The following is a 4,959-nucleotide window of genomic DNA, read 5'->3' as shown; positions in this document are numbered from 1 at the left end:
TTATCTAATTCTTTATCTAATTCTTTATCTCTTTCTTCTTCTGTTCCGTTACTTTCCGTTACTGTAACGTTACATGTAACGTTACCAATAGCAAGCTCTTTTTGTTTTTCTCGATGTCTAGCTACACGTTTTCGTGTTTGTTCCTTGACTTTCTCCATCCCATCAATATTTTGATGTTTTTCCCAGTTTGGCAAGGTAATGACACCCTCAATAACCTCAATCATACCGAACCGTTCAAATATTCCCAAGGCCATCCTAACAGTGTTGAGGGGTCTTTGGAATCTATTAGCTAACATTTCATCTGTATAAACTAAATTAGGTGAAATTGCTAAAACTCCATTTTTATTCAATTTTCCAGCCAACACTAGAATTTTGAACCAAATTACCAGAATAGCATCATGATCAGGAAGTGCATCGATAAGACAGATTTTTTCATCGTCAAAAACATCAGTAGTAATTTTAATCCATTTGATTTCAGACATTACTTCCCTCCGTTTCTCTACTAATCCACAAATGTTTCTTTTCGTGTCACGGGATCAATATCCACACGTCGCCCTGTTTTAAAGTCGATAAAGCCTTTCTCAACTTGTGGCGCTTGAAATTGAATCTTCTTCGGTCTCATGGCTATTTTCAGCTTGATATTCATAATCAGCGATTCAATCAAGACTACTGACACCAATGTGCATACTGCGATAATTTGTAAATTGTTCATGTTTTTTATCCTCTTTTGTGCTATAATATAGTCAAATAATTTTGCTAAGACCTTGTCCAGAAGCCTTTTAGTAAAGTTATTATAGTTGATTTGAGAGCCATTCTTTGATGGCTCTTTTTGACCATTTCTTACCAGGGAGTTCCTTCGGAAAACCATTCATGTAACGATAATTGTTTGAAAACGTGTCATAGTTAATACCTAGAAAATCACAGGTAGTGCCTACATCCATCAGCTCTGGATAGTGGTCGCTATCTTTTTCTATTTCAACCAATCTTGTGATTGTGTCCTTGATAATGGATTTAATCCATTCCGATAGTGAAAGTAGAACATTGTCCATCTTCTTCCCCTCCCTACACTTCGTCAAATGAGTTCAATTTCATGATTTTCATCTTAGTATTGGTACTTGGTTCCCAAGTCATCCAATATTTCAATGCTGCTTCTGCGAATTTCTTTGGTAGTAAGTCATAGCGACTGATATTAAAATGATCCTTGAAATCAATCTCAGCTTGTCTGAATACTGATTGAGCGAAGATTTTATCAGCGTAAGCTGGACTGTCAATACCACCCAAGCAAGCCACAACCCGAGCTTTACGCTTCTTCAGGAGCGACTGAGCATAGCTCGGATGAATCGGTTGCTCACTCTTGAGATAGTCAATATCTTCCAGCATGGTCGCTTGTTGCTCACGCAATTTCTTCTGGCCAGTGAATAGAGCGATGAAAGCATCCTCGTCCAAGTCCTCACGTATAAATCCGCCTTGTTTTCGAATAGCTGGCAAGACCTCTGACGTCACCCAGCGCTTGAACTCTCTGGCTTGAGGTAACTTGCTGGATAAGATAAGAGAGTAGAGACCAGATTCGTTGATAACTGTCTGATTTCTCATTTGACCTGCCGTCGCGATTTGCGACGTTAGCTTATCATCCTCATCAACGTGTTTTGCCAGAGCGTCTCTTGAATTTACATATCCAAGAATCTCTGCTATATCTTTCCCAACAAACCACGGCTCGTCATCAAACATCACTGTACGGACTTCCTGTCCGTGAAAATTAAAAATTTCGTTCATATCCTACTCTCCTAACTCAACCCAAGTTTCGTCAATTCCTAAAACGTCGCAAACTCGGTTCTTTAATTTGTCGCTACCTTTACCATATTTCAATAATTCTGAAATGGTAGGTTTCTTCACTCCACAAGCACGAGCAAGGTGTGTTTGTGTCATTCCTTCTGAATTCAGTTTAGCCTTAACTAACTGAATCCATTTTTGATGTTGTTGGCTCATTCCTAACCTCCTTTTTAAAAAATTACCTAAAAAGTTAGCGAACTGCTTGACAAATTCTAAAACTAGTTTTAGAATATAGACATAGAGAAAAGACCTACTAAAAGTAAGTTTTACCTATATAAAACGGACGCCAATCAGTTTTGTAAGGCTTTATTTTTTAGTTGTCTTGTTCGCTAACTCTTTAGCTTACGAATACTATTTTAAAACTAGTTTTAGATTTTGTCAATAGTTTTTATAACTAATTTTAAAATATTTTTTCGTAATGCTTAGAAAGGTTGAAATATCAATGTTTTTAGCATTCGACAGAATTAAAGAATTGGCTGATAAACAGAAAATTTCTTTAAATATTTTAGAAGAAAAATTAGGATATAGTACAAATTATCTTTACAGTCTAAAAAAAGGTAACCCAAAATCTGATAGACTACAAGAAATAGCTGATTATTTTGGTGTTAGTACAGACTACTTATTAGGTCGTACTGAAAATCCTAATCTTGCAGATGATACCAAGGAGTATACATGGCAAGGCAAAGTTCTAAATGTTGAAGAAATGGCATCGAATGTCATGATGTTTGGCGGTCGAGAATTAACAGATGAAAAGAAGAAAATCATCCAGTCTATCATTGAAGGTTATCTGAAGGAAGCTGGTGATTAGAGGTATTGCTTAGTGACCGAAAAAGAAATTATAAGTCATTTTCAGATTCGTATTATCGATTTTGATGGAGATTTGATGCCTGATGAACTTGGATTTTACGAAAAAGAAACCAATACAGCTTTCCTATCGAGCAAGCTCAACAAAAAAGAGAGAGTTAAGGTGCTTCTACACGAACTCGGCCACAAGGACCACACACGCTCAGAGTACCAGAGCGCTCGCCTGCGTTGTGAAAACGAAGCTGATAGGAATATGATCCATCATCTCGTAAAAGACGCGATAGAAAGCTTAGACGACCCCACAGAGTTTGATTACCTCAAATTCATGTCTTACTACAATCTTAAAACTGTGACAAATGAAATCATGGTAAAAGAGGAATATTATAATTTAGCAAATATAATTTAAGGAGATGTTATGAACAAAGAAAAAGATTCTAAACCTTTTTATAAAAAAATTTGGTTTTGGATATTGGTAGCTATCTTGGCTATCGGTGGTTCAAATGCTCTTACAAAACAAACGTCAAGCAAAGCAGACGAAGAAAAAGCAAGTGCGCTTAAAACAGCTCAAGAACTTGTCGAAAGTAAAGCGTCATTTTCTGAAAAAACACTTCTTTGGTATTTAACAGAAAGTGCGAGTCACAAATATTCAAAGAAAGCTGCTCAATATGCTGTTGAGAATGTTGGTGATGTTTGGGTTAATGAAGCGCTCGATATTGCAAAAGAAGAAAGAAGTGAAGGCAAGACTGACCAAGAAATACTTAAAAGTTTGACAGATAAAGATGCTCAGTTTACTGAAGAACAGGCCCTGAAAGCTATTGAAAAATTAAATGAATAAAAAAAGCCTCACAATCGCCCTCGCCAAAGTTTGATTGTGAAGCTCATCCTTATAAAAAATCAGCCATTAAAAAGGCCTCTTTTCTATACCCTATTTTACACCATGAAAGGGGTGATGTCAATATTCTCAATGTTTAGACCTTGTCCAGAAGCTGATAAACAAGGAGAATACAATGAAATATAATAAAACAAAATACCCAAATATCTATTACTATGAAACTGCAAAAGGCAAACGTTATTACATCAGACGCTCTTTCTATTTTCATGGTAAAAAGAAAGAGATTACTAAAAGTGGTCTCACAACCCTTCCACAAGCTCGTGCAGCCTTGACAGAGATTGAGCAACAAATCCAAGACCAAGAATTAGGTATCAATACGAATCTAACGCTTGATCAGTATTGGGATATCTATTCTGAAAAGAGATTGTCAACAGGTCGCTGGAATGACACTTCCTACTACCTCAATGACAATCTCTATAAGAACCATATCAAGCCAAAGTTTGGTTCTACTATGCTTAAAAATTTGGATAGAAATGAGTATGAACTCTTTATCGCTGAAAAGTTGCAGAACCATACCAGATACACTGTTCAAACTCTCAATTCCAGCTTCATGGCATTGCTGAATGATGCCGTGAAAAGTGGGAATCTGCTCTCAAATCGCTTGAAAGGTGTCTTTATTGGCCAGAGTGATATCCCTGCTGCTAACAAGAAAGTGACTCTCAAAGAGTTTAAGACTTGGATAGCAAAGGCAGAAGAGATTATGCCAAAACAATTCTACGCACTGACCTACCTGACCATTTTTGGATTGAGAAGAGGAGAAGTCTTTGGATTGCGCCCGATGGACGTCACTCAGAACGACAATGGACGGGCTATACTGCATCTTAGAGATAGTCGAAGCAACCAGACCTTGAAAGGGAAAGGAGGTCTTAAAACGAAGGATTCAGAGCGATATGTCTGCCTTGATGATATCGGAACGGACCTTATCTATTATCTGATAGCTGAAGCTTCTAAGATTAAGCGAAAGTTAGGGATTATCAAGGAACAGCACAAGGATTATATAACTATCAACGAGAAAGGTGGTCTCATCAATCCAAACCAGCTAAATAGAAACTTCAATCTAGTGAATGAAGCAACAGGATTACATGTAACACCTCACATGATGCGCCACTTCTTCACGACTCAAAGCATTATTGCAGGGGTTCCGCTTGAACAATTAAGCCAGGCGCTGGGCCATACAAAAGTCTATATGACCGATCGTTACAATCAAGTAGAGGACGAACTTGCCGAAGCGACAACAGACCTATTTCTTAGTCATATTCGCTAAAAAAATCCCCGCCAAAATCTCAAAAAGTCCCCGCCAATTCCCCGACCAAAATCCGAAAAATACCGAAAAATATCGAAAAATTATTTTTAGAATAGTCCCAAAAAGCCTGAAATAGAGCCAAAAAACTCCACCTGATTGGGTGGAGTTAAGGGAGATTATTATGAAAAAG

9 protein-coding genes are annotated in these 4,959 nt (G+C 37.4%); 4 read left to right on the top strand and 5 right to left on the bottom strand.

Annotated elements, in window-relative coordinates; translation table 11 throughout:
* From HMPREF2655_RS00240 to HMPREF2655_RS00220, 5 genes are all read right to left on the bottom strand, one after another.
* A partial coding sequence (locus HMPREF2655_RS00240) for a phage replisome organizer N-terminal domain-containing protein (protein ID WP_180364305.1) occupies nucleotides 1-482 on the bottom strand: 482 nt, incomplete at its 3' end.
* Between the two features lie 20 nt (nucleotides 483-502).
* The gene (locus tag HMPREF2655_RS00235) at nucleotides 503-712 is read right to left on the bottom strand and encodes a hypothetical protein (protein WP_070837110.1); all 210 of its coding nucleotides are present in this window, start codon (nucleotides 710-712) and stop codon (nucleotides 503-505) included.
* 79 nt (nucleotides 713-791) lie between these two features.
* Nucleotides 792-1,049, bottom strand: a complete 258-nt coding sequence (locus tag HMPREF2655_RS00230) for a hypothetical protein (protein WP_070837108.1) — start codon at nucleotides 1,047-1,049, stop codon at nucleotides 792-794.
* Between the two features lie 13 nt (nucleotides 1,050-1,062).
* Nucleotides 1,063-1,773: an ORF6C domain-containing protein gene (locus tag HMPREF2655_RS00225; protein ID WP_070837106.1), complete on the bottom strand. Its 711-nt coding sequence runs from the start codon at nucleotides 1,771-1,773 to the stop codon at nucleotides 1,063-1,065.
* Between the two features lie 3 nt (nucleotides 1,774-1,776).
* Entirely contained in the window at nucleotides 1,777-1,986 is a 210-nt protein-coding gene (locus HMPREF2655_RS00220) for a helix-turn-helix domain-containing protein (protein WP_070837104.1), read from the bottom strand.
* A gap of 286 nt (nucleotides 1,987-2,272) precedes the next feature.
* Here HMPREF2655_RS00220 and HMPREF2655_RS00215 point away from each other — a divergent pair, with 286 nt between their 5' ends.
* The 4 genes from HMPREF2655_RS00215 (at nucleotide 2,273) to HMPREF2655_RS00200 (ending at nucleotide 4,790) form a co-directional block, all read left to right on the top strand.
* Nucleotides 2,273-2,638 (top strand): helix-turn-helix domain-containing protein, encoded by a 366-nt coding sequence (locus HMPREF2655_RS00215; protein ID WP_007519039.1) that lies wholly within the window; start codon nucleotides 2,273-2,275, stop codon nucleotides 2,636-2,638.
* A gap of 12 nt (nucleotides 2,639-2,650) precedes the next feature.
* Nucleotides 2,651-3,040 carry an ImmA/IrrE family metallo-endopeptidase gene (locus HMPREF2655_RS00210; RefSeq protein WP_070837102.1) on the top strand — a complete coding sequence of 130 codons (390 nt, stop codon included), beginning with the start codon at nucleotides 2,651-2,653 and terminating at the stop codon, nucleotides 3,038-3,040.
* Nucleotides 3,041-3,049: 9 nt separating this feature from the next.
* Nucleotides 3,050-3,469 (top strand): Ltp family lipoprotein, encoded by a 420-nt coding sequence (locus HMPREF2655_RS00205; protein WP_070837100.1) that lies wholly within the window; start codon nucleotides 3,050-3,052, stop codon nucleotides 3,467-3,469.
* Between the two features lie 172 nt (nucleotides 3,470-3,641).
* Nucleotides 3,642-4,790, top strand: a complete 1,149-nt coding sequence (locus HMPREF2655_RS00200; protein WP_070837098.1) for a tyrosine-type recombinase/integrase — start codon at nucleotides 3,642-3,644, stop codon at nucleotides 4,788-4,790.
* The last annotated feature ends 169 nt before the right edge of the window (nucleotides 4,791-4,959 follow it).

It is taken from the genome of Streptococcus sp. HMSC066F01 (assembly GCF_001837335.1).
Taxonomy (GTDB): domain Bacteria; phylum Bacillota; class Bacilli; order Lactobacillales; family Streptococcaceae; genus Streptococcus; species Streptococcus oralis_S.
Note: the sequence above shows the minus strand (reverse complement) of the source record. Positions and strands in the feature narration are given on the sequence as shown.

Coding starts and splice junctions, on each gene's coding strand:
- HMPREF2655_RS00235 (WP_070837110.1), bottom strand. CDS start 712: ATGAACAATTTACAAATTATCGCAGTATGCACATTGGTGTCAGTAGTC.
- HMPREF2655_RS00230 (WP_070837108.1), bottom strand. CDS start 1,049: ATGGACAATGTTCTACTTTCACTATCGGAATGGATTAAATCCATTATC.
- HMPREF2655_RS00225 (WP_070837106.1), bottom strand. CDS start 1,773: ATGAACGAAATTTTTAATTTTCACGGACAGGAAGTCCGTACAGTGATG.
- HMPREF2655_RS00220 (WP_070837104.1), bottom strand. CDS start 1,986: ATGAGCCAACAACATCAAAAATGGATTCAGTTAGTTAAGGCTAAACTG.
- HMPREF2655_RS00215 (WP_007519039.1), top strand. CDS start 2,273: ATGTTTTTAGCATTCGACAGAATTAAAGAATTGGCTGATAAACAGAAA.
- HMPREF2655_RS00205 (WP_070837100.1), top strand. CDS start 3,050: ATGAACAAAGAAAAAGATTCTAAACCTTTTTATAAAAAAATTTGGTTT.
- HMPREF2655_RS00200 (WP_070837098.1), top strand. CDS start 3,642: ATGAAATATAATAAAACAAAATACCCAAATATCTATTACTATGAAACT.